The following is a 26,412-nucleotide window of genomic DNA, read 5'->3' on the forward strand; positions in this document are numbered from 1 at the left end:
CCGACTCCACCAGACCCACCGCATCGGCCTTGAACTCATCCGTGTACTTCTTCGGCATGATCAACATCCTTCCGTATGCCCCGAAAGACACACAACCTTGGAGTCAACCAAACCCACAGCAGACCCGTCCGATCGCAACAAGTGGTCATTCTCAAGGGTGAATCTTCTGCTCCACGAGTTTGGACTCCCTCAGGTATCCGGCTACGTCAACGACGAGTACGACTTCGCAGCAGCCGTAGCCGAAATGAGCGATGAGACCCTCATAAACATGTACCGTGTAGCTACAGGGCAAGCCGTCGATGGTCTCACTACCCAGGAGAAGGCAGAAGCCCAGCTGAAGTCCCTTCCGATCTGGAAGGACGGAATGCTCCGATTGTTTGTCTCCCACTCAGCAAAGCACAAAGCCTTCGCAACTAGGATGTCCGACGAACTCGCGGCTTCTGGCATTGACGGCTTCGTCGCTCATGTCTCCATGAAAGTCAACGAGGTCTGGCAGAACCAGATCGAACTCGGCCTGCGGACCATGGATGCCTTCGTAGTACTACAGCACCCAGAGGTGAATGAAAGCAAGTGGTGTCAGCAGGAGATCTGCTGGGCGCTTGGTTCGGCTAAGCCGTACTACGCCATCAGGCTGGGCTCGGACCCCGACGGCTTCGTAGGCCGAATACAGTACCCGATGGGTTCAGACGACAATCCCTCACTCGCCGCTGACCAGATTATTACTTGGCTCAGCTCACAACCTCAGTTTTCAATGAAGCTAGCAGAGGGTCTCCTCACTGCGCTTAAAACGTCCCGTAGCTACATCGATTCAAATAGGATTGCAGCAAAAATTGTTCTCCTTGCTGAGCTATCCCCTGCCCAGTGGGCCGGGCTCGACGACACTATCAGGAGCAACGATCAAGTTACCTATGCTCGGAACGCAACCACAGATCTGAAAGCCTATTACAAGCAGCATGCCCATACTTGGCCTCTTGACTTGCCCAAACTTACTCCACCGGTGGCAGCACCAGCATTAGGGCTGGATACTCCGTTCTGAGTTTTCTAGCCAAAAAGCACAACGGCGATCACCTTTCTCGCGTACTGATGCAGATGCTCCTGTGACATGTCAGTGGCTCAAGGTAAGCTGCCACCAAGCCATAGTTTGGGAGGTCACGGTGAAGTATGACAGCGAAGTTGCCATTATGAAGGCACTAGGCATAGAGAGCTGGAGAAATCTATCGAAAGACAAGGTGACCCGTTTCGCTGCCATGATGCCTGACATGGACAGAGAAGTTCGACTCAAGATTGTGGAGCAGTTCCCGGTATTCAAAGATTTCGCTCTCAAGGTCATCGATTCGATCCAAGAAACTCAAGAGAAGGCTCTCGCAGGAAACAAGGAGAGCCAGGCCCAGACTCATCAAGCGTGGGAGGCCATCCGAGAAATACTCAAGGGAGAGTTAGCCAAGGAAGATCTGACTTCCGAGGACAGGCGCTACATCATCGACCTCATTGTCAAGACAGGTGAGCAAGAGTTCAAGAAGGACACAGAAAACAAGAAATTCTTAAAGGAACTATCTCGTTATACGCTCGGCGCAATTGGATCAGTTGCTTTGTTGGGCGTGGTCTTTGTAGGCGGCAAGATCGGCATGGAGGCTCTCGGAGGGAGCGACGATCAGCCCAACGAAGCCTAGTTGTTCTTCCCAGTGAGGTTGGGGACGCGTGATGCTGGTGGTTGGCCGCCGATTCCGGTGTGGGGTCTGTGGTGATTGTAGTGGTGGATCCAGTCTTGGTAGCAGTCGGCTCGTTCGGTCTCTGAGCGGTAGGTTTTCGCGTGGGCCCATTCGGTGGCGAGTGTGCGGTTGAACCGTTCGACCTTCCCATTCGTCTGCGGCCGGTACGGGCGCGTGTAGCGGTGTCTGATACCGGCGTCAGCGAGTGCCTGGTTGAATAGTTTCGAGTGGTAGGCGGGGCCGTTGTCGGTGAGGACCGCGCTGATCTGGATGCCTTGGCCGGTGAACCAGTCGACGGCCCGGCTCCAGAACGCGGTGACGGTCTGTTTGCGCTCGTCGGTGAGGATCTCGGAGTAGGCGAGCCTGGAGTGGTCGTCGATGACGTGGTGCAGGTGCGCATACCCGCGAGGCGAACTCGTCCGCCGCGTGTTGCGTCGCCCTGTCTGACGTCCGAAGACGCGGTGACCGCCGCCATCGGGGATGCGGCCGAGTTTCTTGATATCCATGTGGACCAGATCCCCCGGGTGCTCGTGCTCGTAACGCCTCGCCGGGTGGCGTCTGACTGGCAGTCCGGTGGCTTGGTCCAGCCACGACAGCCTCGGCATCCGGTACCGGGCGAGGATCCGCCCGACCGTCGCGTGCGGGACCCGAAGCCTCCAGGCGATGCGGTGCTCGCCCCACCGGCGCGTGAACCGCAGAGCGATCACCCGCCGTTCCAGATGCGTCGAGGACCGCGACGGGCAATGATGCGGCCTGGAGGAACGGTCGGCCATGGACTCACCGGCCCGGTACCGGGCAGCCCAGCGTGCTGCCGTTGTCGGCGAGACCTGGAAGCGCTCAGCGGCCCGCCGAATCGGCCACCCATCATCGACGATGACCTGAGCGAGTCTCAGCCGACCCGCCGGGGCGAGAACTGCGTTAGCGTGAGATATGAAGGCCTCCTGTGGAAGATGCGAGTGCGGTAACCCACATCATCCCGGAGACCTTCACCTAATCACACCAACGGCCACAACGAGTCTGGGAAGAACAGAGCCTTCTTCTGCGCGGCCTCAAGATCGCCCACATTTGCCGAAAGCACAGCTGTAACGTCCGGCACGGCTGCACCTGTCACCACTGAGCCCGAGTCCAACAGCCGCGCCTTCTCGACGTAGGGGACGAGGAGCGCCTCGAACTTGGTCCGGTTCTCTTCTGTGAGGTCGATGGAATAGTGCTTGCCCTCGAAGCTGAAGCTCACGGGGCCGCCGTGTCCTTCCTCGATGGGAGTGCCGTCGAAGTCGTCGATCATCGACTAACAGCTACAAAAAGCAAAGCCCAGCCGAGAGGTCTGGGCTTTAGCTCTATGGGCTGGGAGTACCCGCCCAACCTTGCCAGTACGTTCGAGCACTGCTGTCACACGGCAGAGGCGATTACCCTTCAGCAGCTAGATCCGGTGGTCTAAGACCGTCTCAGTGCCCCATGACGGGGCGTGCATCACTGCAACACCACGTCTCAGACTGACTCCCACAGCGCTACTATGACTCTCCCCCAAAGCCTCAGTATCCCGCAGCTGGACTCGGGTAATCTGAAAACAATGCCGGTCTAAAAACAAATAAAAGCCTTCTAAGCTATACCATAGGAGTACGCCTCCTACAGAGGCTAACAAGATCGTTGAAGATTGGTTGGCTATCAATGGAATCCTTAGAGAGCGAGCTGGAAACAGCGCGACGTACCATCTCCACCGATGGGTATCCCATGAGCATTGGAGAGCTAACAAATCTCTACCGAGATAAAGAACTGATCATACGACCACCATTTCAACGATTATTCCGCTGGGACAATGACCAGAAATCACGTTTAATCGAAAGTATTCTCATTGGGATACCCCTCCCCTCGATCTTTGTTGCCCAAGATGAGAAAGGCAGATGGGAATTAGTAGATGGGCTCCAGCGAGTCAGCACTCTTCTTCAACTACAAGGACTACTAGACGATGGAGATTTCCCCCCATTAACGCTAACAGGGACGAAATATTTGCCCTCCCTTGAAGGAGTCGTTTGGGACTCAGATACCCAGTCTTCATTGACTTCTGCTCAGCGGCTGGACATCAAGCGTGCCAAGATTGACATAAAAATTGTACAAAGGGCCTCTGACAGAGAAACTAAGTTTGATTTGTTCCAACGACTTAATTCGTTCGGTTCAAAGCTTTCGACTCAAGAGATTCGGAATGCACAGCTTGTCGGTGTCAGCCCTGATTTTGTTGAATGGCTGCAAGAGCTTGCAAACTACGATTCATTCACCACTCTCCTACGCCTACCTGATACCAGCAAGTTACAGAAGTACGACGAAGAGCTCGTCTTACGCTTCCTGTTTCTTCATTCAAAGACTGATGCAGAAATCAGTCAAATACGGAATTTCCAAGATGCACTAGAGGATTTCTCGTTTAAGCGGGCCCTCAACTTCTCTAGGAACAGCGAGAACTCTAAAGTTCAAGAAAAGAACTTCAAAAATTCTTTCGATAAGTTGCGCGAAGCTGACGAAGACATCTTAAGACGCTGGGATCTACAAAAGGAAGCATTTACCGGTGGATTCTTAAATAGTTCCTTTGAAGCACTTGCCGTTCCGTTAGGATATTTGATTGCTAACAACCTAACTATCCGCCAGGATCTGCGCCAAGCGGCAATCGACTTCTGGAGCAACCCTGAGTTGAACAAGAAGTTCGCAACGGGAAAGTCCACGGAGGCTCGCCTCAAGCAGATGATTCCGCAAGGTCGCCAGATCCTAAGTGCGTGATGCCAAAAATACACACACTGGAAGAGCTAGACGACTTCATTACTGATGAGACTGTTTGGCGTAAGCGCGAGCTAACAATTGCGAAACGAAATATAGAAAGAACAACAGACGCTGCCCAAAAGGCAAACTTAAGGTCTGGATTACTATTTCTCTATGGACATTGGGAGGGATGGGTCAAGAATGTCTCAAAATTATATATTCGCTATGTCAACACCCAAGCCCCCAAATACACCGATCTAAGTACAGCTTTCCTAGGCAATGCTATTAAAACCAAGCTCAGTGGAGTCGAAGAAGCCTCTAAAGCAAAGAAACATAACCTCTTTGCATCATTCATTCATGACGGATTGGCAAAGAGAGCTAAGCTATCCGAGGATCTAGTTCAGACTGACAGCAACTTATCTTCAACTGTATTTGCTGACATTATTGAACGTTTAGGGCTGCCTAGACAGGCCAAGTATGCCTCACGTTCAAAACTGATCGATGAAGAGCTTGTGGACCGACGAAATACCATTGCGCATGGACAATTCTTAGAGATTACTTCTGACGACTTCTCAAAGCTACATTCAGATGTTCTTGAGCTTCTTGAGCTCTTCACAGATGATGTACGGAATGCGGCATCGCAGAAAGATTATTTGATGCACTAGCATCCAGGAGCACCCCTCAGTATCCAGATCCACTGGTCTAAGACCGCCATAGCCGCAGTGCGAACAATCTCACACAACTACGACTATGGGCGTCTCAGATAGCTACCTACCGCCAGCCGAGACCGGGTGCGACGTCTTCGACGACGCTGCGCAGCAGATGCGTGTTGTACTCGACCCCCAACGTGCTGGGCACCGTCAGCATGAGCGTATCGGCTTCGGCGACGGCCTCGTCCTGTGCGAGCTGCTCGACGAGGCGATCGGGCTCGTCGGCATAGCTGCGCCCGAACCGAGCGACCGTCTTCGAATCGATCCAGCCGACCGTGTCATGGCTCTCATCACGCCCGGCCCACAGCCGCCGATCGAGATCGGAGGTGATCGGCATGATGCTGCGGCTGACGCTCACTCGCGGCTCGCGCTCCCAGCCCGCTTCTTTCCACGCAGCGCGGAAGAGCCGAATCTGCTCGGCCTGCAGCACGCTCAACGGCACGCCGGTGTCTTCGGTGAGCAGTGTGGAACTCATCAGGTTCATGCCCTGGCGCGCCGTCCACTCCGCAGTCTTCCGAGAGCCGGCGCCCCACCAGATACGGTCGCGCAGGCCCGGCGAGTACGGCTCGACGCGCAGCAGGCCCGGCGGATTCGGAAACATCGGCCGCGGGTTCGGCTCGGCGAAGCCCTCACCCTCGATGACTTCGAGAAAACGAGCCGTGTGCTCGCGCGCCATCTCAGCACCCTCGGGGTCGTGGTCTTCGGGCTGGTACCCGAAGTGGCGAAAACCGTCGATCACCTGTTCGGGCGACCCGCGGCTCACGCCGAGCTGCAGCCTGCCCGCAGCGATGAGATCTGCCGAGCCGGCATCTTCTGCCATGTACAGCGGGTTCTCGTAGCGCATGTCGATGACGCCGGTGCCGATCTCGATGCGCGAGGTTCGTGCGCCGATCGCGGCCAGCAGCGGGAACGGAGCCCCCAACTGCTGAGCGAAGTGGTGCACACGGAAGTACGCGCCGTCGACACCGATCTCTTCGGCGGCCACAGCCAGATCGATCGACTGCAGCAGCGAGTCGCCGCCGGTGCGCACGGGCGAATGAATGGAGTTCTGCCAGTGCCCGAATGACAGGAATGCGATGTTTTTCACATGTAGCTACAACGAACTGATTCGGCAGACATTCCCGACTGCGGATTCTCAGCCCTTCAGCATGTGCAGCGCGCGAGCCGCATCGGTGATCGCGCCCGACAGCGACGGATAGACCGCGAACGCGTTCGCGACCTGGTCGACGGTCAGCCGCTGCTCGACCGCGAGGGCGAGCGGGAAGATCAGCTCGCTTGCCTTGGGCGCCACGACGACGCCGCCGATGACCGTGCCCGACTGCGTGCGTGCGAAGAGCTTCACGAAGCCGTCGCTGATGTTCTGCATCTTGGCGCGCGGGTTCTCGGCGAGCGGGTACTTGTAGATGACGCCCTGGGCGAGCCCCTCTTCGATCTGCGACTGCGACCAGCCGACTGAGGCGATCTCGGGGGCGGTGAAGATGTTCGAGGCCACGTTGCGCAGCTTGATCGGCTGTGCCGCGTCGCCGAGCGCGTGGAACACCGCGGTTCGCCCCTGCATGTTCGCCACGCTGGCGAGCGGGAAGAAGTCGGTGCAGTCGCCGGCGGCATAGATCTCGGGCACCGAGGTACGGGCGACGCGGTTGACCTTGATGTGACCGGATGCCGTCGTCTGCACTCGGGCGCCCTCAAGCCCCAGCCCGGCCGTGTTCGGAATCGATCCGACCGCCATCAGACAGTGACTGCCGACCACCGTGCTGCCGTCGCTGAGCGTGGCGATGACCTCGTCGCCTTCGCGCACCACGCTCTCGGCGCGAGATTTCGAGAGCACGTTCATGCCCTCGCGCAGGAACACCTCTTCGATCACCCGTGCGGCGTCTTCGTCCTGCCCGGGCAGCACCCGGTCGCGGCTCGAGATGAGCGTGACCTCACTGCCGAGATGGCGAAATGCGCTGGCGAACTCGGCACCGGTCACGCCCGAGCCGACCACGATCAGGTGTTGGGGCAGCTCTTCGAGCTGGTACAGCTGCGTCCAGGTGAGGATGCGCTCGCCGTCGGGCATCGCGCTCGGAAGCTTGCGCGGGTGAGCGCCGACCGATATGACCGTGGTGTCGGCGTGGAACTCGCTGACCTCTCCGTTGGGAAGATCAGCCGCGATGGCATGGTGGTTGAGCAGCCGCCCCGTGCCCTTGACGATGCGCACGCCCTGCTTCTCGAGGGTCGCCGCCATATCGGCCGACTGCTGCCGGGCCAGGTCGAGCAGACGATGATTCACCGTCTTCAGATCGATGCGGTAATCGGGAGCGATCGGCTCGTCACTGCCCGGCGCAAAGATCTGCACGCCGAGTCGCTGCGCGTTCGCGACCTGTGTGGTCGCCTCTGCCACGGCGATGAGCGCCTTCGAAGGCACCACATCGGTGAGCACGGCAGAGCCCCCGACCCCATGACGTTCGACGAGGGTGACATTGGCGCCGAGCTGAGCGCCGGTCAGCGCCGCCTCGTAACCGCCCGGCCCCCCTCCGATGACCACCAGATCGTGCTTGTCGCCGAACTCGTATGCCATGTGCGGTGTTCTCCCTCTGCCGAGTTGCCTATCGTTATCAGTATGACAGCTTCCGCCAGCCCAGATGACTCATCAGAGACCGTCACATCTGCACCCTACGCGCCGGCGGCATCCGGCAGCACACCGACGCCGCTCGCCCGACGAGCGGCAGAGACGATCAGGCAGCGCTCCGGCGTGCCGGGCATCGATCGGGCGGTGGTGCTCGGATCGGGCTGGGGAGCATCCGCCGACCGGCTCGGCACCACGCTCGCGACGCTGCCCGCGCCCGAGGTGCCCGGCTTTCACGTGTCGGGCGTGCCCGGCCATGCGGGCACGCTGCAGGTCGTGCAGACGTCATCAGGCCGCCGGGTGCTGCTGATCGCCGCGCGCACGCATCTCTATGAGGGGCGCGGTGTGGATGCGGTGGTGCATGGCGTGCACACCGCCGCCGCGCTCGGGGCGAGTTCGATCGTGCTGACCAACGGCTGTGGAGGGGTCGACCCGACGCTCGCACCCGGCAGCCCGGTGCTGATCAGCGACCATGTCAACCTCACCGGCACCTCGCCGCTGAGCGGCCCGACCTTCGTCGACATGACCGACGTCTACTCTCCGAGACTGCGCGCAGCGGTGCGCGCGCGGCATCCGAAGATGCACGAGGGCGTCTATGCCCAGTTTCGCGGCCCGCAGTACGAGACTCCGGCTGAGGTGCGCATGGCGCGGGCGATCGGAGCCGACCTGGTGGGCATGTCCACTGCCCTCGAAGCGATCGCGAGTCGCGCCCTGGGCCTGGAGGTTCTAGGCTTGTCGTTGGTGACGAACGCCGCGGCTGGGGTCTCTGCCCAGCCGCTGAGCCATGCCGAGGTCGTTCAGGCCGGCCTGGATGCGGCGCCGCAGCTCACCGAACTGCTTGCCGAGATACTGGAGAACATCGCATGAACGATACCGCCAACGCACAGGGGAACACGCACACCGACGTGCCGGGTCGAGAACCCGGCGACGCCGCCGAGCTCGAGCAGCTCACCGCTCTGGTCGCTCAGGCCGAGCAGTGGCGCGACCAGGATCCCGATCCGAAGACCTCGAAGCTGCTCGACGACCAGATCGTTCTGGCACGCGAGGGCGACGAGCAGGCGGTGAGCACGCTGCACAGCGAGTTCGACGAGCGACTGGCATTCGGCACCGCCGGGCTGCGCGGCGAGATGGGTCCCGGTCCCGCCCGCATGAACCGCGTGCTGGTGTCGCAGGCCGCTGCCGGCCTCGCCTCCTATCTGGTCGAGCACGCCGACGACGAGCGCCCGACGCTGGTCATCGGCTACGACGGCCGCCACAACTCCGAGATCTTCGCCCGCGACACCGCAGAGCTCGCGCAGGCCGCCGGCGTCGACGCGCTGCTGCTGCCGCGCAACCTGCCGACTCCGGTCACCGCCTTCGTGCTGCGCCACCTCGATGCCTCGGCCGCCGTGATGGTGACAGCCAGCCACAACCCCGGCGCTGACAACGGGTACAAGGTCTATCTGGGCGGCATCGACGCCGGCTCACAGATCATCAGCCCGGCCGATCGGCTCATCGCCGCGCACATCGACCAGATCGCCCGTGACTTCACCGTCGACCAGCTGCCGCGGTCGCAGGCCTACCGCGTTCTGGGCGAAGACGTCATCGACGCCTATGTCACCGAGACCGCTGCCGCGGTCGCCAGACGCGCCCCGCAGACCTCGGCCGAGGGGCTCGGCTTCGTCTACACCGCCATGCACGGTGTGGGCTGGGAGGTCGCCGCACGGCTGTTCGAGACCTTGGGCATTCCGGCGCCGGCGACGGTCGCCGAGCAGATCGATCCAGATCCCGATTTTCCCACCGTCGCGTTTCCGAACCCTGAAGAGCCCGGCGCCCTCGACCTCTCGTTCGCACTGGCTCGCAAAACGGGAGCCGATCTCGTCATCGCCAACGATCCCGACGCCGACCGGCTGGCCGTGGCCATTCCCGACGCCGCCGCCGAGGGCGGCTGGCGTCGTCTCACCGGCAATGAGGTCGGCTGGCTGCTCGGCGACCTGATCGCCAGCGAGCATCGCCCGGGCATCCCCGGAGCCCTCGCCGCCTCGCTCGTCTCGAGCCCGCTGCTCGGCCGCATCGCCGAGCACTACGGCATCACGCACGTCGAGACGCTCACCGGCTTCAAATACGTGAACCGCGTGCCCGACCTGATCTTCGGCTACGAAGAAGCGCTCGGCTACCTCGTCGACCCCGAGCTGGTCCGCGACAAAGACGGCATCTCTGCCGCCGCTCTGTTCCTGCTGCTGGCCGCTCGGCTGAAGAGCGAGGGCCATACCGTCGCCGACGCACTGCGGCGCATCGCAGCCGACTACGGCTCTGCGGCGAGCGACCAGGTGGCCATCCGCGTCGCCGACCGTGCCCTCATCGCTCAGGCCACAGACGCTCTGCGAGCCGAGCCGCTCACCGCTGTCGCCGGTCTCGACGTCGTCGCTCACGACGACCTGCTGCACGGCCTCGACGGTCTGCCTCCGGCAGACATCCTGCGCTACTCGCTCGCCGACGGCTCACGCGTCATCGTGCGCCCCTCGGGCACCGAGCCGAAGCTCAAGATCTACCTCGACGTGTCGAGCGGCCTGACCGATCCGGCCGCAGCTGCGGCCGAGAACACGGCAAAGCTGGCTCAGCTGCGCGACTGGTGGCAGCAGCACCTGCGCCTGGGATGACATCTGCGGCCTGGCCCACCGCGGGTGACGCGCAGCGCGGGGCCTTCGACCTGCGTGCCATCGGCGCCGGGCTCCCCGCGGCCTCCTTGGTTCCCCAGCTGAACGATGTGCTCGCGCGCGCCGCGGGCGCTCCGGCCTTCGCCGTCGTGCAAGCTCCACCCGGGTCGGGCAAGACGACGGTTGTGCCACCAGCCGTGGCCGATGCGGTAGCCGGTCGGGTCATCGTCACCGAACCGCGTCGGCTCGCCGCACGCGCTGCCGCCGAACGGCTCGCGGAGCTCAGCGGCACTCGCATCGGCGACACAGTCGGCTACGCCGTGCGCGGCGAGCGCCGCGTCGGGCCGCGGTCACAGGTCGAATTCGTCACCACCGGTCTGCTGCTTCGCCGGCTGACCTCCGACCCCGAGCTCACGGGCGTCGACGCCGTCGTGATCGACGAGGTGCACGAGCGCGACCTCGACGCAGACCTGCTCTTCGCCATGCTCCGTGAGGTGGCCCTGCTGCGCGGCGATCTCGCCCTGATCGTGATGTCGGCAACGCTCGACGCACAGCGCTGGAGCTCACTGCTCGCCGATGGTGCGACCGACCCGGCCTCCGCATCCGCCGCCGGTCTGACTCTCGCCGAGTCGGCGCCGGTGCTCACCGCCGAGGTGCCTCTGCACCCGCTCGCCGTCGAATGGCGGCCGCTGCCGGCAGGCGCCCAACGGCTCGACGCCCGCGGCGTCACACCGGGCTTTCTGCAGCACGTCTCGAAGGTCGTCGCGGCCAGGGCTCGCGAGCATACCGAGGGCACCGTGCTCGCCTTTCTGCCCGGCCGCCGTGAGGTGGATGCCGTGATCGCCCGCCTGCGCGACGCCGGTTTGACCGCCCTCCCGCTGCACGGTTCTCTGCCGGCTTCGGCTCAGCGAGCGGCGCTCTCTGCCTTAGGCGCCCACGAGCGCCGTGTGATCGTGGCCACGTCGATCGCCGAGACCTCGCTGACCGTGCCCGGCGTGCACACCGTCGTCGACTCCGGTCTCTCGCGCGAACCGCGGCTCGATGCCATGCGCGAAATGTCTGGCCTCGTGACCGTGCCGGCGTCACGTGCGGCGGCGGTGCAGCGCGCCGGTCGTGCCGCTCGTCTGGGCCCCGGCACGGTCGTGCGCTGCTACGGTGAAGCCGAGTTCGCGTCGGCACCCGCGCAGTCGCGACCGGCGATCACCACCGCAGACCTCACCGAGGCCGCTCTGATGCTGGCCCTCTGGGGAGACCCCGATGCTCGAGAGCTGACGCTGCCCGATGCCCCGCCGCGGTCGTCGCTCGAGCTCGCCCAGCGCACGCTGGTTCGGCTGGGTGCGCTCACACGTGAGGGCGACACGTCGGATCTGCGCGTCACCGGCCTCGGGCGGCTGATCGCTCGGATGCCGGTGCACCCGCGGCTGGCCCGCGCGATGATCGACGGCGCGGCGCTGATCCACGGCGATCGGCGATCGGCGGTGACGCTGGCCGCCGAAGCCGTGGCGGCAGTCGAGTCAGACGCGCATGCTCCCGGAGGCGACCTGCCGGCCCTGCTGCGCGGGCTGCGTCACGGCGGGCCGCGCGAGCCCGCTGCAGCATCCGTCTCGCCGGCGGCCGCCCGACGCTGGAAGCAGGATGTGCGCCGACTCGTCGCCCTCGTGCCCGACCGGGATCTCGACCACCGCCGCACAGCGAGCGGCGAGTCTGTGCCTTCGTCGATCAGCGCAGGTGCAGCCGTCGCGGCGATCGCCGGGCTCGCCTACCCCGAACGCCTCGCTCGCCTGCGGCCTGGAGACGCATCGCTGAGCTACCAGCTCGCCTCGGGCACCGGCGCGGTGCTGCCGCGCGGTTCCGCCCTGCGCGGGTCTCCGTGGCTGGCGATCAGCGAGGTGAGCGTGGCGCGCACCGGCGAGGGCTCGGGTGCGATCATCCGCGCCGCCGCCCCGCTGACCGGGGACGAGGCTCTGATCATCGGCGCCGGGATGATCGACGAGACGGTCGAGAGCGAGTGGCACGACGGCCGACTCAGCGCCCGCAGCGTACGCCGGCTGGGCGCGATCGAGCTGTCGCGGACGCCCGCGCGTCTGGCCGCGGCCGATGCCCGTGCGCAGGTGCGCAGCCTGCTCGGCACCGCCGACGGCTTCGCCTCGCTGCGATGGTCTGAGAGTGCGCGCGAGCTGCGCGACCGACTGCGGATGCTGCATCGCGAGCTGGGCGATCCCTGGCCGGCCGTCGACGACGACGCACTCGGCGCCCGTCTCGACGACTGGCTCGCCCCTGAGATCGAGCGCCTCGCCACCGGCGCCTCGACGGCCGGGCTCGACCTGGCATCCGCTCTGCGTCGACTGCTGCCCTGGCCCGACGCGGCGCGGCTGGATGCTCTGGTGCCGGAACGCCTCGAGGTGCCGTCCGGCTCGCGGGTGCGGGTGCGCTACCCGACCGATGACGACGCTCCGCCGGTGCTCGCGGTGAAGCTGCAGGAGTGCTTCGGCTGGCAGCAGGTGCCGCACCTGGTCGACGGGCGCGTGCCGGTGCAGCTGCAGCTGCTCTCGCCGGCAGGGCGCCCGCTCGCGGTCACGATGGATCTCGCCTCATTCTGGCAGGACGGCTACCGCCAGGTGCGCGCCGAGATGCGCGGGCGCTATCCGAAGCACCCCTGGCCGGAGGACCCGACCGCCGCGACGGCGACGCGAGGCACCAAACGGGCCCAGCGCCGCTGATCGGGGTCAGTCCAGCTCGTCGTAGAAGGCGATGACGCGATCGGCGAGATCCTGACGATCGGTCGCCGGCAGGAAGGCTCCCTCGGCGGCGTTCAGCGTCAGCACGGCGAGGTCGTCGAGACCGTAGTCGAACGCCTGCGCCACGCGCGAGAACTCCTCGGTGAGCGTGGTGTTCGACTGCAGCCGGTTGTCGACGTTCACGGTCACCCGGAAGTCGAGCTGGTAGAGCAGGTCGAGCGGATGCTCGTCGAACGAGCCGGTGAAGGCACCGGTCTGCAGGTTCGACGACGGGTTGGTCTCGAGCACGATGCCGCGGTCACGCACCCAGGCGGCGACGTCGCCGAGCACGGCCAGCACCTCGTCGGAGTCGTCGCCCTCGTCGATCAGCTGGATGTCATCGACCAGATGCGTGCCGTGGCCGAGCCGCAGCGCGCGGCCGTCGATCAGGGCAGACACGATGGAGGCGAGGCCGTCGGCCTCACCGGCGTGCACCGTGGTCGGAAAGAAGCTGCGCGCCAGGTAGTCGAGCGCCTCGTGATGTCGCGACGGAAGGAAACCCTTCTCGGGGCCTGCCAGATCGAACCCGACCACGCCGGCGTCGCGATACCGCACCGCGAGCTTGGCCATCTCGAGCGAGCGATCGTTGTGTCGAAGCGCGGTCACGATCTGGTTGGCCTCGATCTGATAGCCGCGTTCGGCGGCGTCACGCATGCCCTCTTCGAAGCCGGCCGCGACCGCCTCGACCGCTGCCTCTGGGGTGAGGCCGGCGGCGAGATGCTGTTCCGGAGCCCAGCGCGCCTCGACGTAGATGATGCCGTCGTCGACCGAGTCTTCGACGAACTCACGGGCGACGCGGGCGAGCGAGTCGGCGGTCTGCATGACGCCGACGGTCTGGTCGAAGGTCTTGAGGTAGGTGATGAGGTCACCGGAGTCGGCGCTGTCGGCGAACCAGTCGCCGAGCTCGTCTGGATCGTCGACCGGCAGCTCGAGACCGGCTTGATCGGCCAGTTCGACGATGGTCTCAGGGCGCAGACCGCCGTCGAGATGGTCGTGCAGACTGATCTTGGGAACCTCGACCAAGTCGACCCCTTCGAGGGTCAGATCAAGGGTGTCGTCTTCGAGGATTCGGTCTTCTGCGGAATCGTGCTCAGCGCTCATGGGCCAACTCTAGCGGAGCCGATGACACCGTCAGGCGGCGAAGCGCTCAGAGCAGGTTCTCGTTACCCGTCTGACGCACCATGTTCACCATCTCTTTCACACGCTGGGCGTGCTCACTGGTGGTGATCATCAGCACGTCTTCGGTGTCGACGACGACGAGATCCTGCACTCCGATGATCGCGATCAGGCGGTCGGTCTCGCTGACCAGCACGCCGGTGCTCGATTCGGAGAGCACGCTCGCCTCGCCGAGAATGGCCAGGTTGCCGGGGTTGCGTTTGCGCACCTGCCGGGCAACGGCAGAGAAGTCGCCCACGTCGTCCCAGTCGAAGTCGCCCGGGATCACCGCGACCTGACCGGCCGCAGCGACCGGCTCGGCGATGGCGTAGTCGATTGCGATCTTCTTGAGCTTCGGCCAGGTCTTGGCCTTCTCTTCGTAGACGGCCGGAGTGCCCCAGGCATCGGCGATGCGCTCGATGCCCGCGGCCAGCTCGGGTTCGCTCTCTCGCAGCCAGACCATCAGGTCGGCCGCGCGAGCCACGAACATGCCTGCGTTCCAGAGGTACTCGCCGCTGGCGACGTACTCCCGCGCGACGCTGGCCTTCGGCTTCTCGACGAAGCTGGTCACCGCGCGTGCGCTCCTCGGCAGCCCCGACGAACCGTCAGGGTCAAGTGCTCCGCCGGTGCGAATGTAGCCGAAACCGGTCGAGGGAGACGTCGGAGTGATGCCGATGGTCACCAGCCGGCCGGTCTCGGCCACCTGAGCGGCTTCGGTGACGACCTCGCGGAAGGCCCGCTCGTCGCCGATGAAATGATCGGCGGGAAACGAGGCCACGATCGCCTCCGGGTCACGACGTGCGATGAGTGCGGCGGCCAGGCAGATGGCTGCGGTCGAGTCACGCGGCTCGCTCTCGAGCACCAGGTTGTCGCCGTCGAGATCGGGCAGCTGGCTCACGACCGAGGCTCGGTGCGCCGCCCCCGTCACCACCATGATGTGGTCGCGGCCGATCAGCGGGACGATGCGGTCCCAGGTCGAGCGCAGCAGAGAATGGCCTGATCCGGTGAGGTCGAGGAGGAACTTGGGCTCTTTCGCTCGTGACAGCGGCCACAGGCGAGAACCGACACCTCCCGCCGGGATGATCGCATACAAGTGGTCAGCGGCAGGTGCAGACATGAACAAGAGCGTATCAGAGCCGCCTGTTCTCGACATCGACTTCCCCAGCCGACGACAGGTGTCGGAGAAGTCAGTACTGCGCACATCTTTTCGCCGGTTGCTTAGGCAGACCTTACTGATATGCGCGCGCACCCCGGGTCTAGACTTGCCCCAACACAGTCAGCGTCTGGCGTTTCTGCTGCTGGGCGTACTCAACCAAGGAGGGTTGTTCGTGTCACCGAAACCAGCCGGTACCCTGTACCGTGGCCGAGAAGGCATGTGGTCGTGGGTCTTCCACCGCATCACCGGCGTGGCCATCTTCTTCTTCCTGCTGGTGCACATTCTCGACACCGCGCTCGTTCGCCTCTCTCCTGAGGCGTACAACGCGGTCATCGGCACCTACAAGAACCCTCTCATGGGTCTGGGCGAGATCGCACTGGTCGCGGCGATCGCCTTCCACGCGCTCAACGGCCTGCGCGTCATTCTCATCGACTTCTGGTCGAAGGGCACGCAGTACCAGCGCGGCCTCTTCTACGCCGTGATGATCGTCTGGCTCGCACTGATGATCTTCTTCGTGCCGCAGCACCTGTCACACGTGTTCGGGTTCTAGGGAAGGGCTGAACGACAATGACCGTCACCATCGAGAAACCCGCCCGCACACCGCACAGGCGATCGAACCGCGAGAAGTTCGCGTGGCTGTTCATGCGCGGCTCGGGCGTTCTGCTCGTCGTGCTCATCTTCGGGCACCTCTATTTCAACCTGCTCACCGGCGATGGCATCCACCAGGTCGACTGGGGCTTCGTCGCCGGCAAACTGGCCAACCCGTTCTGGCAGGTCTGGGACATCCTCATGCTCTGGCTCGCACTGCTGCACGGCGCCAACGGCATGCGCACCATCGTCAACGACTACGTCGAGAACCAGCGCGTGGCCAAGGGCCTGCGCATCGCGATCTTCGCGTCTGCAGGCGTGCTGATCATTCTCGGCACCTGGGTCGTCTTCGGATTCGACCCCTGCGCCGATCCCAACCTGAACGCAGACTGGCAGCAGTTCTGCACGAAGTGACGCCTGACGGCGCCAAGTCAAAGGCGATGAAAGACTGAGATGACTGAGACCTCAACGACCAAGAACGGCGACTACACCGTTCACTACCACAAGCATGACGTGATCATCGTCGGTGCCGGCGGCGCCGGCATGCGCGCCGCGATCGAAGCCGGCCCCCATGCCGACACCGCAGTGATCACCAAGCTCTACCCCACCCGTTCGCACACCGGTGCCGCTCAGGGCGGCATGGCTGCGGCTCTCTCGAACCTCGAAGAAGACTCGTGGGAGTGGCACACCTACGACACCGTCAAGGGCGGCGACTTCCTCGCCGACCAGGACGCCGTCGAGATTCTGGCCAAAGAGGCCATCGACGCCGTCATCGACCTCGAGAACATGGGCCTGCCCTTCAACCGCACCGAAGACGGCAAGATCGCCCAGCGGCGTTTCGGCGGGCACACCCGTGAGCATGGCAAAGCGCCGGTTCGCCGCTCGTGCTACGCGGCTGACCGCACCGGTCACATGATTCTGCAGACGCTGTACCAGAACTGCGTCAAGCTCGGCATCCAGTTCTACAACGAGTACTACGCGCTCGACCTGGTCTTCAACGAGGTCGACGGCGAACGTCGCCCCGCCGCGGTCATCGCCTATGAGCTGGCCACCGGAGACATCCACGTCTTCCAGGGCAAGTCGATCGTCTTCGCGACTGGCGGCTTCGGCAAGATGTTCAAGACGACGTCGAACGCGCACACGCTGACCGGTGATGGCGTCGGCATCATCTGGCGCCAGCACCTGCCCCTCGAAGACATCGAGTTCTTCCAGTTCCACCCGACAGGCCTCGCCGGTCTGGGCATTCTGCTCACCGAGGGCGCCCGTGGTGAGGGCGCCATTCTGCGAAATGCGAACGGCGAGCGGTTCATGGAGCGCTACGCGCCGACCATCAAAGACCTCGCACCTCGCGACATCGTCGCCCGTTGCATGGTCCAAGAGGTCCAGGAGGGTCGCGGCGTCGGCCCGAACAAAGACTACGTGCTGCTCGACTGCACCCATCTGGGCGCTGAGGTACTCGAGACCAAGCTCCCCGACATCACCGAGTTCGCCCGCACCTACCTCGGCGTCGACCCGGTCGTCGAGCCGGTGCCGGTCTATCCGACAGCGCACTACGCCATGGGCGGCATCCCCACAAACAACAACGGCGAGGTGCTGCGCACCATCAAAGACAACGTGCCCGGCCTCTACGCCGCCGGCGAATGCGCGTGCGTCTCAGTGCATGGCGCCAACCGTCTGGGCACGAACTCGCTGCTCGACATCAACGTGTTCGGCAAGCGCGCCGGTCGTCAGGCTGTCAAGTACTCGCGTGAGGCGGAGTTCGTTCCGCTGCCCGATGCCGCCGAGCAGGGCGTCATCGATCTGCTGGACGGCATCCGCGACAACGACGGCGGCGAGTCGCTCGCGCAGATCCGCAAAGAGCTGCAAGAGACGATGGACACCAACGCACAGGTGTTCCGCACCGAAGAGACGCTGACTCAGGCTGCCAACGACGTGCGGGCACTGCGCAAGCGCTACCAGCACATCAGCATCCACGATCACGGCCGTCGGTTCAACACCGATCTGCTCGAGGGCGTCGAGCTCGGTTTCCTGCTCGATCTCGCCGAAGTGCTGATCGCGGCCGCGCTGAACCGCAAGGAGAGCCGTGGCGGTCACATGCGCGACGACTACCCGAAGCGCGACGACGCGAAGTACCTCAAGCACACGATGGCCTATCTGACAGGCGATCCCAACGAGGGGGAGCCCGGCTCGCACATCACGCTGGGATGGAAGCCCGTCGTGCTCACCCGGTATGAGCCCAAGGAGAGGAAGTACTGATCATGGCGACTGCTGCCGCGACCCCTGAAGACGTCACTTCGAAGGCACACGCCGAGTCTTACAGCGCCGATGCTGCCGACCGGTCGAAGCACGCACCGTCGGCGCATGACGCCTCGGTGAAGCCGTTCACCGTCACGTTCAACATCCGCCGTTTCGATCCCGACGTCGACACCGAACCCCGTTGGGAGTCGTTCGACGTCGAGATGTACTCGACCGACCGTGTGCTCGACGCGCTGCACAAGATCAAATGGGAGCAGGACGGCTCGCTGACGTTCCGTCGCTCCTGCGCACACGGCATCTGCGGCTCGGACGCCATGCGCATCAACGGTCGCAACCGTCTGGCCTGCAAGACGCTGATCAAAGACCTCGACATCGACAAGCCGATCTATGTCGAGGCCATCAAGGGGCTGCCCCTCGAGAAGGATCTCGTCGTCGACATGGAGCCCTTCTTCAAGGCCTACCGTGACGTGCAGCCCTTCCTCCAGGCGCACTCGGAGCCCGCGGAGGGCCGCGAGCGACTCCAGACCATCAAGGATCGCGAGATCTTCGACGATACGACCAAATGCATCCTCTGTGCGGCCTGCACGACGAGCTGCCCGGTCTTCTGGACCGACGGCCAGTACTTCGGCCCGGCCGCCATCGTGAACGCCCACCGGTTCATCTTCGACTCACGTGATGACGAGTCCCAGGTGCGTCTGGACATCCTCAACGACAAAGAGGGCGTGTGGCGCTGCCGCACGACTTTCAACTGCACCGAGGCCTGCCCGCGCGGCATCCAGATCACGAAAGCGATCGCCGAGGTCAAGCAGGCGGCCATTCGCGGTCACCGCTGATTCCGTGATCGGCTGAGCGCCTCGCGACACCTGCCGATACGATTGGGGCATGAGCGCTCAGCCGAAACCGGTCAGCACGGTCAAAGGTCTCGTCGCGTGGGCGATGCAGACCAGACCGGCGCGTGTGATGGCGCACTACACCTCCCGCGGCGGCACGGTGCTCGCCGGCGGCATGAGCTACAGCTCGCTCTTCGCCGCATTCGCAGGAGTCTGGACGCTCTTCAGCATCATCGGACTCTTCATCACCCGCTCCGAGACCGTCTGGAACGCGCTCGTCGACTACCTGGCCAAGTCGGTGCCCGGACTCATCGACACTGGCGACGGCGGCGCCATCAGCCCGCAGACACTGCAGGGGGTGCCGTCAGCTCTGACCTGGACCGGCGCCGTGGCACTCGTCTCGCTGATCTTCACCCTCTTCGGCTGGCTCGGCGCCGTGCGCACCGGCGTGCGCGCACAGTTCGGCCGCTCTCCCCTGCCCCAGCAGCCGGTCGTCGCACAGCTGCGCGACCTGGCGCTGCTCATCGGCTTCGGCCTGCTCGTCGTCATCTCGGCCCTCGCGTCCACGGTCAGTTCCGGCCTCGGTCGCCGCATCTCTGGGCTGCTCGGCTTCGGCGAGCAGAGCATGCTCTCGTGGCTGCTGGTGACGGTCGGGTCGCTGCTGATCTCGCTGCTGCTCGACATCGTCATCCTGGTCGTGATCATGCGCGTGCTCGCGCAGGTGGTCGTCCCAGTGCGCCGCATGCTGCCGGTGGTCGTCTGGGGCGCCGTCGCGACGACTCTGCTGAAAGCCATCGGCGGCTCGCTCATCGGCGGCGGCTCGAACCCGCTGCTCGCCGGCTTTCTGACCATCGTCGGCCTGCTGCTGTGGTTCAACCTGCTCAGTCAGACCGTGCTCATCACCGCCGCATGGCTGGCCGTCGTCGTCTCAGACCACGAGGTCAACGAGCGACATGACGGCGATCTCGATTTCTGGGGTGCGAGTCGCCTGCAGGATGCCGTGCGCGGCCCCGATGCCGTCGAGAGTCCGCTGCCCGTCGAGGTGCCCGACTCCGCCATCAAGACCGCCGAGCCAGACACCGACGCGCGATGACGCGGATGCCGCCGCACTGACGAGGCATGCCATGCGGCGACGAGGGGTGTCGGCGGCATCACCTACAATCGGCGTCATGAGCAACGACCAGCCTGCCCTCTCCCCCACCCTGCACGAGACGATCATCGCGCCGCCCCCGGTCGCAGAGCAGCCGAAGCCCAAGCCGGGCATCAACATGCAGGCGGCCCGCACCCGCGCATCCGCCGAGACGCCGAAGCCCGAGGGGGCGCTGCGCGTCGCCACGGTCAACGTCAACGGCATCCGCGCGGCCTTTCGCAAGGGCATCGCCTCGTGGATCGAGGCGGCTCAGCCCGACGTCATCGCTCTGCAAGAGGTACGGGCATCGGGCGAACAGCTGCGCGAGCTGCTGCCGGGCTGGCAGATCGCTGACGACGTCTGCACGCAGAAGGGCCGTGCCGGCGTGGCCGTCGTGTCACGCCTACCGCTTGGTGAGACGCGCACCCAGATCGGCGACGACGACTTCGACGCCTCGGGTCGGTGGCTCGAAGTCGACCTCGACGTCGACGGCACGCCCGTCACGCTGGTGAGCGTCTATGCGCATTCGGGAGAGGTCGACACCCCGAAACAGGTCGAGAAGTACCGCATGCTCGAGGCGATGAGTGAACGGCTCGCAGAACTGCCGACCGAGCACGAACGCGCAGTGTTCATGGGCGACCTCAATGTGTGCCACGAGCAGATCGACATTCGCAACTGGCGGTCGAACCTCAAGCGGGCCGGGTTTCTGCCTCAGGAGCGCGCCTACTTCGACCAGTTCTTCGGCCGCACCGGCGAGCGGTATCAGCGTCTCGACGGCACCGACCTGGGCCGCGGGCTCGGCTGGGTCGATCTCGGTCGGGCGGCAGCTGGAGATCAGCCGGGCCCCTACACGTGGTGGTCGTGGCGCGGGCAGGCCTTCGACAACGACGCCGGGTGGCGCATCGACTATCAGGCGGCCACACCTCGACTGGCGGCAGCGGCCAGACACTATTTCGTCGATCGCCCGGCGGCGTACGATCAGCGTTTCACCGACCACTCGCCGGTCGTGGTCGACTACCAGCTCTGAACCAGAACGGCACACGCTCGGGGCTAGACTGGGGTTCATGGTGAAACGCATCTTCTCGGGCATGCAGCCCTCCAGCGACTCTCTACATCTCGGCAACTATGTGGGAGCCCTGCGCAACTGGGTGAGCCTGCAGAACGACTACGACACCATCTACTGCGTCGTCGATCAGCACGCGATTACCGTCGACCAGGATCCCGAGCAGCTGCGCCGCAACACCCGGGGCACGGCGGCTCAGTACATCGCCGCCGGCATCGATCCTGAGCGCTCGACACTCTTCGTGCAGTCGCACGTGCCCGCACACGCCCAGCTCAGCTGGGTGCTCGGATGCATCACCGGCTTCGGCGAGGCCAGCCGCATGACCCAGTTCAAAGACAAGTCGGCGAAACAGGGCTCAGACCACACCTCGGTCGGCCTGTTCACCTATCCGGTGCTGATGGCCGCCGACATCCTGCTCTACAACGCCGATCTGGTGCCGGTCGGCATCGATCAGAAGCAGCACCTCGAGCTCACCCGCACGCTCGGTCAGCGCTTCAACTCGCGCTTCGGCAACACGTTCACGCTGCCTGAGGGGTACATCCCCGACGAGACCGCGAAGGTCTACGACCTGCAGAACCCGACGGCCAAGATGTCGAAGTCTGCGGCCAGTGACGCCGGTCTGATCCGGCTGCTCGACGACCCGAAGAAGACCGCCAAGAAGATTCGTTCGGCGGTGACCGACGACGACCGCGAGATTCGCTTCGACCGCGAGCACAAGCCCGGCGTCTCGAATCTGCTCGCGATCAACGCCGTCTTCACCGGCGCGTCGATCTCCGAGCTCGAAGAGCAGTACGCCGGACGCGGCTACGGCGACCTTAAGAAAGAGCTCGCCGACATCGTCGTCGAGGCGCTCTCTCCCATCCGCGCGCGTGCGCTCGAGCTGCTCGACGACCCCGCTGAACTCGACAGACTCCTCGCGATCGGCGCCGAGCGCGCCGGCGAGATCGCCTCGAAGACCCTGGCCGAGGTCTACGACCGAATCGGCTTCGTCTCGGCGCGCTGAGACCGGTGCCGACAGCGATGCCGGCACCGCGCATCCGCACGCGGCCGTCGACCTGACGGAATGCCGCGCACGTCGTCGCCGTTGCAGATGAGGATGACCATGTCTGAACCGCTGCCCGTCGAGATCACGGCCATGCGTCGCGCTCTCGACCTCGCGCAGCGCGGCCCGCTGAGCGGCGGCAACCCGCGAGTGGGCTGCGTGCTGCTCGGCGCCGACGGCGTCCCGCTCGCCGAGGGCTGGCACCATGGCGCCGGCACGGCGCACGCCGAGGTCGACGCGCTGACACAGGTATCGGCGCAGCAGGCTCGCGGTGCGACCGCCGTGGTCTCGCTCGAGCCCTGCGACCACGTCGGACGCACCGGTCCCTGCTCCCAGGCGCTCATCGACGCCGGGGTCGCGCGGGTGGTCTATGCCGTGGACGACCCCGGAGACGCCTCGGCGCACGGAGCCGAGCGCCTCGCAGCCAACGGCGTCGAAGTCGTCTCGGGCGTGCTGCACGACGAGGCCGAACAGGTCAATCACGACTGGTTCGCGGCGATGCGCCGCCGCCGCCCATGGGTGATCGCGAAGCTGGCCATGTCGCTCGACGGCCGGGCAGCCGCCGCAGACGGCTCGTCACGGTGGATCACCTCGCCCGAGTCTCGTGCCCATGCCCATGTCGTGCGCGGCGAGGTCGACGGCATCATCGTCGGAGCCGGCACCGTCGCCGCTGACGACCCGGCGCTCACGGCGCGCTTCGCCGACGGGTCGCTGCGCACGCACCAGCCGGTGCCCGTCGTGTTGGGCACCGCGCCCGGTTCCAGCCTCGGCGCGCGGCTGCGTGCCGCCCATGACCGTGTGGTGGATGCCCCGCTCGACCTGCGAGCCCTGCGCGTGCAGCCGGGGTGCCGCGTGCGCCCTCAGCTGATCGATCTGTTGGGCGCGCTCTTCGACGGCGACGACGCCATGCGACGCGTGCTCGTCGAAGGCGGCCCCACCACAACGTCCCTCTTTCTGCGCGCCGGACTGGTCGACGAACTGCACGTCTACAGCGCCCCCGTGCTGATCGGCGGGCCGAGGCTCGCCGTGCAGCAGATCGACGTGGCCGGCATCGGTGACGCGCTGCGCCTCACCGACGTCACCACGACGCCGCTGGGTCCAGACGTGCTGTGGCGTGCGAGAATAGAAGGCGATGGTTCACTTGGCTAACAGCACAGACCGCGTCGAATTCGTGGTCGAGACCCGCATCCCCACTGACTACGGAGTCTTCCGCGTGCGCGGATATCGCGACCTCGTCACAGGAGCCGACCATCTCGCCGTCATCTCTGAGCGTCCTCTCGACGACGACCCGCTGGTGCGCGTGCACTCCGAGTGCCTCACCGGCGAGGTGCTCGGCTCGCAGAAGTGCGAGTGCGGCCCGCAGCTGCACGCGGCGCTGCGCATGATCGACGCTCAGGGCGGCATGGTCATCTACCTGCGCGGGCACGAGGGCCGCGGCATCGGGCTGCTCGAGAAGCTGCGCGCCTACCGACTGCAAGAGCAGGGTCTCGACACCGTCGACGCGAACCGTGCCCTCGGGCACGCCGACGACGAACGAGAGTACGGCGCCGCCTGCGCCATTCTCGCAGACTTGGGCGTCGACCATGTGCGGCTGCTGACGAACAACCCGCTCAAGCGCACCGACCTCGAGCAGCACGGCATCACGGTCACCGATCAAGTGCCGCTCGTGGTCGGCGAGAATGCGTTCAATCAGGGCTATCTCGAGACGAAGCGCGACCGCATGGGGCACATTCTTCCGCCCGACCTCTGAACGCAGGCGGACATTCCCGCACTGTGATCTTCTTGTCAATATCGTAACCAGGACGTAATATAGGGCAGCACGCCACAAGCGTTGCTCACGCACACACGACCATCGTCGTCATGTGTTCTTCTCACCCCCAAACATGGGTGTTCATATTCAGCGCCAATGGCCTGACCACGCACCGGTCGGCCCGAACGACGCGACCACGCATTCTCATTGGGAGTCTCTTCACGATGTCCACAGCAACAGCGACGGCCCCCGCCGGCGCCAGTCAGCAGAACCAGCCGGCCAATCCCACGTCTCGTGTGGTGCTTGCCAGCCTCATCGGCACCACGATCGAGTTCTACGACTTCTACGTCTACGCAACGGCGGCGGTGCTGGTCTTCCCAGCCCTCTTCTTTCCGGCAGGCAACGACACGGTCGCTCTGCTCGCCTCGTTCGCCGTCTTCGGCGCAGCCATGATCGCCCGCCCGATCGGCGCGCTGGTCTTCGGCCACCTGGGTGACAAGGTCGGCCGCAAGACCACGCTGATCTGGAGCCTGCTCACCATGGGCATCGCGACCTTCCTGATCGGTCTGCTGCCCACTTACCACGACATCGGCATCACCGCCGCCGTGCTGCTGCTCATTCTGCGTCTGGCACAGGGGTTCGCCTTGGGCGGCGAGTGGTCAGGCGCGGCGCTGGTCGCCACTGAGAACGCACCGAAGGGCAAGCGCGCCTGGTTCGGCACCTTTCCGCAGGTCGGAGCACCCATCGGCTTCATCATCGCCAACGGGCTCTTTCTCGCGATCAACGCACTGCTGCCGCACGAGAGCGGCGACGCCTCACTGCAGTCCGCCGCCTTCCAGGCGTGGGGATGGCGCATTCCGTTCCTGTTCAGCGCGCTGATGGTGATCGTCGGCCTCTGGGTGCGCATGCACCTGGTCGAGTCTGACAGCTTCGCGAAAGTCAAGAAGCAGGGCAAGGTCAAGAAGCTGCCGCTCGGCGAGGTGCTGCGCAAGAACTGGTGGCAGCTGATCCTGGGCACCTTCGCGATGCTCGCAACCTACGTGCTCTTCTACCTGATGACCGCCTTCACGCTGTCATACGGCACCAAGCCCGCCAGCGCCGAGACCGCTGCGAAGGCAGCCGAGAAGGCCGGCAAGACGTTCGACCCGTCGAGCTTCTACCCCGGGCTCGGCTTCTCGTACAACAACTTCGTCATGATGATGATCATCGGTGTGATCTTCTTCGGCATCTTCACCCTGCTCTCGGGTCCGATCGCCGACCGCGTCGGCCGTCGCAAGCTGCTGATCTGGGTGACCGGTGCCATCGTGATCTTCGGTCTGCTGTTCCAGCTCTTCCTGCTGCCCAACGCCGACCCGAAGTTCACCGGAGCGCTCGCACAGGGCTTCCTGATCATCGGCTTCACGCTGATGGGCATCACCTTCGGCCCGATGGGCGCGTTCCTGCCCGAGCTCTACCCCACCGAGACCCGGTACACCGGCTCGGCGATCGCCTACAACATCAGCTCGATCCTCGGCGCAGCGCTGGCTCCGATCATCGCCGTGTGGCTGTGGGCCCAGGGAAATGGCAATCCGGTGTGGGTCGGCGTCTACCTGTCGCTGAGCGCAGTGCTGACGTTCGTCGCCCTGCTCTTCAGCCCTGAGACGAAAGATATCGACCTCGACGAGGTCTGACCTCGTCACTCCAGACCGCACGGCAGATCGGGGGATGCGCCGTGCACCCCGGGGCCTCGGACCATGTGTCCGAGGCCCCTTTCTCTGTGCTCGTCGAGCCCGTTCGCCTCTGCTCTGTGGCCTGCATCTGCGCTCTGCGGCGTGCGGCCTGCCCTTCACCGGCTGCATCCACACCTCGAGTAACCGCTGCAGACGCAGTCCTGCAAGCTCGGATGCTGTTCATCGGCACCAGGCACTTGCCCATCTCCCTTCCCTGTTCCCCTTCCTTCGTTTCATCTCCCCTCTTCCCTTCCCCTCTTCGCTCGAGCACCCCTTCTGCTGGCCCGATGTGGGCCGGCGCTGTCGAGACTGCACGAAAGCACGGTCGAACAGTCGAGATTGCAGAAACTCATGCTCGGGCTGTCGAGATTGTAGAAACTCACGCTACGGCGCGTTCTTAAGGCGTTTTTTCGCAAACTCGACGGGCGGTTTCAGGTGGTGAGTGCAACATGTTCTTTTGGAGGGTGTTGTGCGGCATGTGGGGTTGGTTGAGCGGGTTGGTGTGATCGAGCGGGTGCTCGCGGGTGAGCGTGTGGAGGATGTTGTCGC

General features: G+C 64.4%; 22 protein-coding genes and 1 pseudogene. 17 read left to right on the top strand and 6 right to left on the bottom strand.

Annotated elements, in window-relative coordinates; all coding sequences use genetic code 11:
- The first annotated feature begins 97 nt into the window (after window positions 1–97).
- Both LRX77_RS10150 and LRX77_RS10155 read left to right on the top strand, forming a co-directional pair.
- The gene (locus tag LRX77_RS10150; protein WP_231832791.1) at window positions 98–1,036 is read left to right on the top strand and encodes a toll/interleukin-1 receptor domain-containing protein; all 939 of its coding nucleotides are present in this window, start codon (window positions 98–100) and stop codon (window positions 1,034–1,036) included.
- 118 nt (window positions 1,037–1,154) lie between these two features.
- Entirely contained in the window at window positions 1,155–1,670 is a 516-nt protein-coding gene (locus tag LRX77_RS10155) for a hypothetical protein (RefSeq protein ID WP_231832792.1), read from the top strand.
- On the opposite strand, the gene LRX77_RS10160 is transcribed toward LRX77_RS10155, so the two are convergent.
- Both LRX77_RS10160 and LRX77_RS10165 read right to left on the bottom strand, forming a co-directional pair.
- On the bottom strand, window positions 1,667–2,641 hold the full coding sequence (locus tag LRX77_RS10160) for an IS481 family transposase (protein WP_231832810.1): 975 nt from the start codon (window positions 2,639–2,641) through the stop codon (window positions 1,667–1,669). The two genes, LRX77_RS10155 and LRX77_RS10160, sit on opposite strands and share 4 nt — an antisense overlap.
- A gap of 62 nt (window positions 2,642–2,703) precedes the next feature.
- Window positions 2,704–2,994 (bottom strand): Lsr2 dimerization domain-containing protein, encoded by a 291-nt coding sequence (locus tag LRX77_RS10165; protein ID WP_231832793.1) that lies wholly within the window; start codon window positions 2,992–2,994, stop codon window positions 2,704–2,706.
- Window positions 2,995–3,377: 383 nt separating this feature from the next.
- Here LRX77_RS10165 and LRX77_RS10170 point away from each other — a divergent pair, with 383 nt between their 5' ends.
- The gene (locus tag LRX77_RS10170) at window positions 3,378–4,475 is read left to right on the top strand and encodes a DUF262 domain-containing protein (RefSeq protein WP_231832794.1); all 1,098 of its coding nucleotides are present in this window, start codon (window positions 3,378–3,380) and stop codon (window positions 4,473–4,475) included.
- Window positions 4,475–5,119: an MAE_28990/MAE_18760 family HEPN-like nuclease gene (locus tag LRX77_RS10175; protein WP_231832811.1), complete on the top strand. Its 645-nt coding sequence runs from the start codon at window positions 4,475–4,477 to the stop codon at window positions 5,117–5,119. The genes LRX77_RS10170 and LRX77_RS10175 overlap by 1 nt, the downstream gene beginning before the upstream one ends.
- 106 nt (window positions 5,120–5,225) lie before the next feature.
- On the opposite strand, the gene LRX77_RS10180 is transcribed toward LRX77_RS10175, so the two are convergent.
- Together LRX77_RS10180 and LRX77_RS10185 are read right to left on the bottom strand one after the other, a co-directional pair.
- Window positions 5,226–6,251 (bottom strand): LLM class flavin-dependent oxidoreductase, encoded by a 1,026-nt coding sequence (locus tag LRX77_RS10180; RefSeq protein WP_231832795.1) that lies wholly within the window; start codon window positions 6,249–6,251, stop codon window positions 5,226–5,228.
- 48 nt (window positions 6,252–6,299) lie between these two features.
- Window positions 6,300–7,724, bottom strand: coding sequence for an NAD(P)H-quinone dehydrogenase (locus LRX77_RS10185; RefSeq protein ID WP_231832796.1), 1,425 nt, complete (start codon window positions 7,722–7,724; stop codon window positions 6,300–6,302).
- 42 nt (window positions 7,725–7,766) lie between these two features.
- Here LRX77_RS10185 and LRX77_RS10190 point away from each other — a divergent pair, with 42 nt between their 5' ends.
- Genes LRX77_RS10190 through hrpB form a run of 3 tightly spaced genes read left to right on the top strand, consistent with a single transcriptional unit; the run spans window position 7,767 to window position 13,128 of the window.
- Window positions 7,767–8,639 (top strand): purine-nucleoside phosphorylase, encoded by an 873-nt coding sequence (locus LRX77_RS10190; RefSeq protein WP_231832797.1) that lies wholly within the window; start codon window positions 7,767–7,769, stop codon window positions 8,637–8,639.
- A complete protein-coding gene (locus tag LRX77_RS10195; protein ID WP_231832798.1) occupies window positions 8,636–10,411 on the top strand; it encodes a phospho-sugar mutase in 1,776 nt (591 codons plus the stop codon). Before LRX77_RS10190 ends, LRX77_RS10195 begins: the two co-directional genes overlap by 4 nt.
- Window positions 10,408–13,128, top strand: coding sequence for an ATP-dependent helicase HrpB (gene hrpB, locus LRX77_RS10200; RefSeq protein WP_231832799.1), 2,721 nt, complete (start codon window positions 10,408–10,410; stop codon window positions 13,126–13,128). Before LRX77_RS10195 ends, hrpB begins: the two co-directional genes overlap by 4 nt.
- 6 nt (window positions 13,129–13,134) lie before the next feature.
- On the opposite strand, the gene LRX77_RS10205 is transcribed toward hrpB, so the two are convergent.
- Window positions 13,135–14,286: an adenosine deaminase gene (locus tag LRX77_RS10205; RefSeq protein ID WP_231832800.1), complete on the bottom strand. Its 1,152-nt coding sequence runs from the start codon at window positions 14,284–14,286 to the stop codon at window positions 13,135–13,137.
- Between the two features lie 46 nt (window positions 14,287–14,332).
- Entirely contained in the window at window positions 14,333–15,457 is a 1,125-nt protein-coding gene (locus LRX77_RS10210) for a mannose-1-phosphate guanylyltransferase (protein ID WP_231832801.1), read from the bottom strand.
- Window positions 15,458–15,668: 211 nt separating this feature from the next.
- Between LRX77_RS10210 and sdhC the strand changes: the two genes are divergently transcribed.
- The 10 genes and pseudogenes from sdhC to LRX77_RS10260 all read left to right on the top strand — a co-directional run bounded on the left by sdhC (window position 15,669) and on the right by LRX77_RS10260 (window position 25,824).
- Window positions 15,669–16,046 carry a succinate dehydrogenase, cytochrome b556 subunit gene (gene sdhC / locus LRX77_RS10215; RefSeq protein ID WP_231832802.1) on the top strand — a complete coding sequence of 126 codons (378 nt, stop codon included), beginning with the start codon at window positions 15,669–15,671 and terminating at the stop codon, window positions 16,044–16,046.
- 17 nt (window positions 16,047–16,063) lie between these two features.
- The gene (locus tag LRX77_RS10220) at window positions 16,064–16,498 is read left to right on the top strand and encodes a succinate dehydrogenase hydrophobic membrane anchor subunit (RefSeq protein ID WP_231832803.1); all 435 of its coding nucleotides are present in this window, start codon (window positions 16,064–16,066) and stop codon (window positions 16,496–16,498) included.
- Between the two features lie 39 nt (window positions 16,499–16,537).
- Window positions 16,538–18,340 carry a succinate dehydrogenase flavoprotein subunit gene (sdhA, locus tag LRX77_RS10225; protein WP_231832804.1) on the top strand — a complete coding sequence of 601 codons (1,803 nt, stop codon included), beginning with the start codon at window positions 16,538–16,540 and terminating at the stop codon, window positions 18,338–18,340.
- 2 nt (window positions 18,341–18,342) lie between these two features.
- Window positions 18,343–19,173, top strand: a complete 831-nt coding sequence (locus LRX77_RS10230; protein WP_231832805.1) for a succinate dehydrogenase iron-sulfur subunit — start codon at window positions 18,343–18,345, stop codon at window positions 19,171–19,173.
- Window positions 19,174–19,222: 49 nt separating this feature from the next.
- On the top strand, window positions 19,223–20,263 hold the full coding sequence (locus LRX77_RS10235) for a YihY/virulence factor BrkB family protein (RefSeq protein WP_231832806.1): 1,041 nt from the start codon (window positions 19,223–19,225) through the stop codon (window positions 20,261–20,263).
- A 175-nt stretch (window positions 20,264–20,438) separates the two neighbouring features.
- Complete coding sequence (locus LRX77_RS10240) at window positions 20,439–21,326, top strand: exodeoxyribonuclease III (protein ID WP_231832812.1); 888 nt, start codon at window positions 20,439–20,441, stop codon at window positions 21,324–21,326.
- A gap of 37 nt (window positions 21,327–21,363) precedes the next feature.
- Window positions 21,364–22,365: a tryptophan--tRNA ligase gene (gene trpS / locus LRX77_RS10245; RefSeq protein ID WP_231832807.1), complete on the top strand. Its 1,002-nt coding sequence runs from the start codon at window positions 21,364–21,366 to the stop codon at window positions 22,363–22,365.
- 99 nt (window positions 22,366–22,464) lie between these two features.
- Entirely contained in the window at window positions 22,465–23,553 is a 1,089-nt protein-coding gene (gene ribD, locus LRX77_RS10250) for a bifunctional diaminohydroxyphosphoribosylaminopyrimidine deaminase/5-amino-6-(5-phosphoribosylamino)uracil reductase RibD (RefSeq protein ID WP_231832808.1), read from the top strand.
- A 10-nt stretch (window positions 23,554–23,563) separates the two neighbouring features.
- Window positions 23,564–24,154 (top strand): annotated as a pseudogene (gene ribA, locus LRX77_RS10255) (GTP cyclohydrolase II); the annotation flags it as partial.
- Between the two features lie 224 nt (window positions 24,155–24,378).
- Window positions 24,379–25,824 carry an MFS transporter gene (locus LRX77_RS10260; RefSeq protein ID WP_231832809.1) on the top strand — a complete coding sequence of 482 codons (1,446 nt, stop codon included), beginning with the start codon at window positions 24,379–24,381 and terminating at the stop codon, window positions 25,822–25,824.
- Window positions 25,825–26,412: the final 588 nt, after the last annotated feature.

Origin of the sequence: Pseudoclavibacter sp. 13-3, from assembly GCF_021168475.1 — a bacterium.
Classification (GTDB): domain Bacteria; phylum Actinomycetota; class Actinomycetes; order Actinomycetales; family Microbacteriaceae; genus Pseudoclavibacter_A.